At 72.7% G+C, this 2,164-nt stretch carries 2 protein-coding genes; both read right to left on the bottom strand.

Features of this window, described 5'->3' with window-relative positions; all coding sequences use genetic code 11:
• Nucleotides 1-83 precede the first annotated feature (83 nt).
• Nucleotides 84-677, bottom strand: coding sequence for a TetR/AcrR family transcriptional regulator (locus ACFU99_RS41495; protein WP_384403345.1), 594 nt, complete (start codon nt 675-677; stop codon nt 84-86).
• A gap of 80 nt (nt 678-757) precedes the next feature.
• Nucleotides 758-2,164: AMP-binding protein (locus ACFU99_RS41490; protein WP_384403342.1), on the bottom strand; the 1,407-nt coding region annotated here is incomplete at its 5' end.

The raw sequence follows: 2,164 nt of genomic DNA, 5'->3' as shown, positions 1-2,164 counted from the left end.
TGACGGGGTACCTCGGCGGGGGGGCCGGGGTGGGGGGGGGGCCGGACGGTCCCGCCCACCCCCTCCTCCGTACGTACGCCCCGCTACACCCGCAGCGCCCTCAGCAGCAGGTCGGCGAGGTGGTCGGCGACCTCGCGCGGGGTGAGCGGGCCCTGCGGGCGGTACCAGGCGCCGAGGTGGTGGATGGACCCGAAGTGGTAGTCGACCACCAGGTCGGCGGGGGTGTCCCGGCTGAAGACGCCTGCCTCCTGGCCCTCCTCGATCAGGGCCCGGAACCGTTCGTGGTAGCGCCGCCGCTCCGCCCGTACCTGCTTGTGCTTCTCCGGGCTGAGCTGGTGCATGGAGCGGAAGAAGATGGTGGCGTCGTCGAGGTTGTCGATGGTGGTGACGACGACGTCGGCGGCGGCCTCGCGCAGCCGCCGCTCCACGGGCGCGGCGGAGTCGGCGATGGCGTCCAGCCGATCCTGCTGGAGGCGGAGCAGCCGCGCGTACACCTCGTGCAGCAGATCGTCCTTCGAGCCGAAGTAGTGGTAGAGCGCGCCCTTGGTCACGCCCGCCGCCTCGACGATCTCCTGCACCGAGGTGCGGTCGTACCCCTGGTCGGCGAAGAGGCGGGTGGCGGCGGCCAGCAGCCGCTGCGGTACGGGCTTGGTGTCGCCCTCCGTCGTCCTGGCCATCGCCATCGCCTGCCTTTCCCCTGTCCGTGCTGTGCTGGCTGTGCTGTGCTGTGGTGCGCCGTACCGTTTCCTGGATACCGCTACGCGCGGGTGCGCAGTTCCCGCCGCAGGATCTTCCCACTCGTGGTCTTGGGGAGCTCCGGCAGGATCTCCACTTCCCGCGGGTATTTGAACGCGGCGAGCCGCTCCTTGCAGTGCGCGACGAGCTCCGCGCCCTCGGCGGCGACGCCCGGCCGCAGGCTCACGTACGCCTTGACCGACTCGCCGCGGTAGCTGTCGGGCACCCCGATGACGGCCGCCTCGCGCACGGCCGGGTGGGTGTACAGGACGTCCTCGACCTCCCGCGGCCAGACCTTGAAGCCGGACGCGTTGATCATGTCCTTCTTGCGGTCGACGACGTAGAGCCAGCCGGTCGGGTCCATGAAGCCGATGTCGCCGGTGCGCAACTCGCCGCCGGGGAAGGCCGCCTCGGTCTCCTCGGGGCGGCGCCAGTAGCCGGGTACGACCTGGGGGCCGCGCACCGCGATCTCGCCGTGCTCGCCGAACGGCACGTCGCAGCCCTTCTCGTCGATGATCCGCACCACGGTGTCGGGGCCGGGCACGCCGACCGCAAGAGTCCCGGAGGCCGGGTCGACGGGGGCCTCCGTGCCGGGCGGGACGCTGGCGCAGGGGGCGGTGCACTCGGTGAGCCCGTAGCCGTTGTGGAGGTAGCAGCCGCTGGCGGCGCGGAACTTCTCGGTGAGCGCGGGAGGCAGCGGCGCGCCGCCGGAGGAGATCGACTGGAAGGACGCGAAGTGGTCCCGCGTGACCTGGGGCTGGGCCAGCAGCGCCATGAAGGCGGTGGCGGGGCCGACGGTGAAGGCGGGGCGGTGTTCGAGGAACGCGTCGAGGACGACGCCGGGCTCGAAGCGGTAGGTCAGGGCGAGCGTCCCGGCGTTCGCCATACAGGCCGTGAGCTCGTTGACCATGCCGGTGATGTGGAAGAGCGGCGCGAGGGCGAAGTAGACGGAACCCTCGGAGATGCCGCCGCCGGTGCGCTGGCGCTCGGCGTTGAACATGATGTTGCCGTGGGTGTTCATCGCGCCCTTGGGCGCGCCGCTGGTGCCCGAGGTGTAGCTGATGAGGGCGGTGTGGTCCGGGGTGAGGCCGGGGTCGGCGGGGCGGTGCGCGCCGGAGCGGGCCACGGCGCACAGGTCGTCGGCGTCGGCCGCGGGGGCGGCGCGCCCGCCGCGCAGCACGCGCGCGTCGTCGCGGCTCTGGAAGTCGTGGGCGCAGGCGGTGAGGGCGATGCGGACCGGGGAGCCGGCGGCGGCGTCCCGCAGGTACTCCGCCCAGGCGTGGTCGCCGCAGATCAGCGCGGTCACCTCGGCGTCGCGCAGGATGTGGCCGACCTCGCCGGCCTTGTACATCGGGTTGACGGGGACGGCGACGCCGCCCGCCTTCCAGACGCCGAGCAGCGCGATCACGAAGTGCGGGGTGTTCTGGAG

It is taken from the genome of Streptomyces sp. NPDC057654 (assembly GCF_042800135.1).
In the GTDB taxonomy this organism is placed as follows: domain Bacteria; phylum Actinomycetota; class Actinomycetes; order Streptomycetales; family Streptomycetaceae; genus Streptomyces.
This window is presented reverse-complemented; position numbering and strand designations above follow the sequence as displayed.

Coding starts and splice junctions, on each gene's coding strand:
- ACFU99_RS41495 (WP_384403345.1), bottom strand. CDS start 677: ATGGCCAGGACGACGGAGGGCGACACCAAGCCCGTACCGCAGCGGCTG.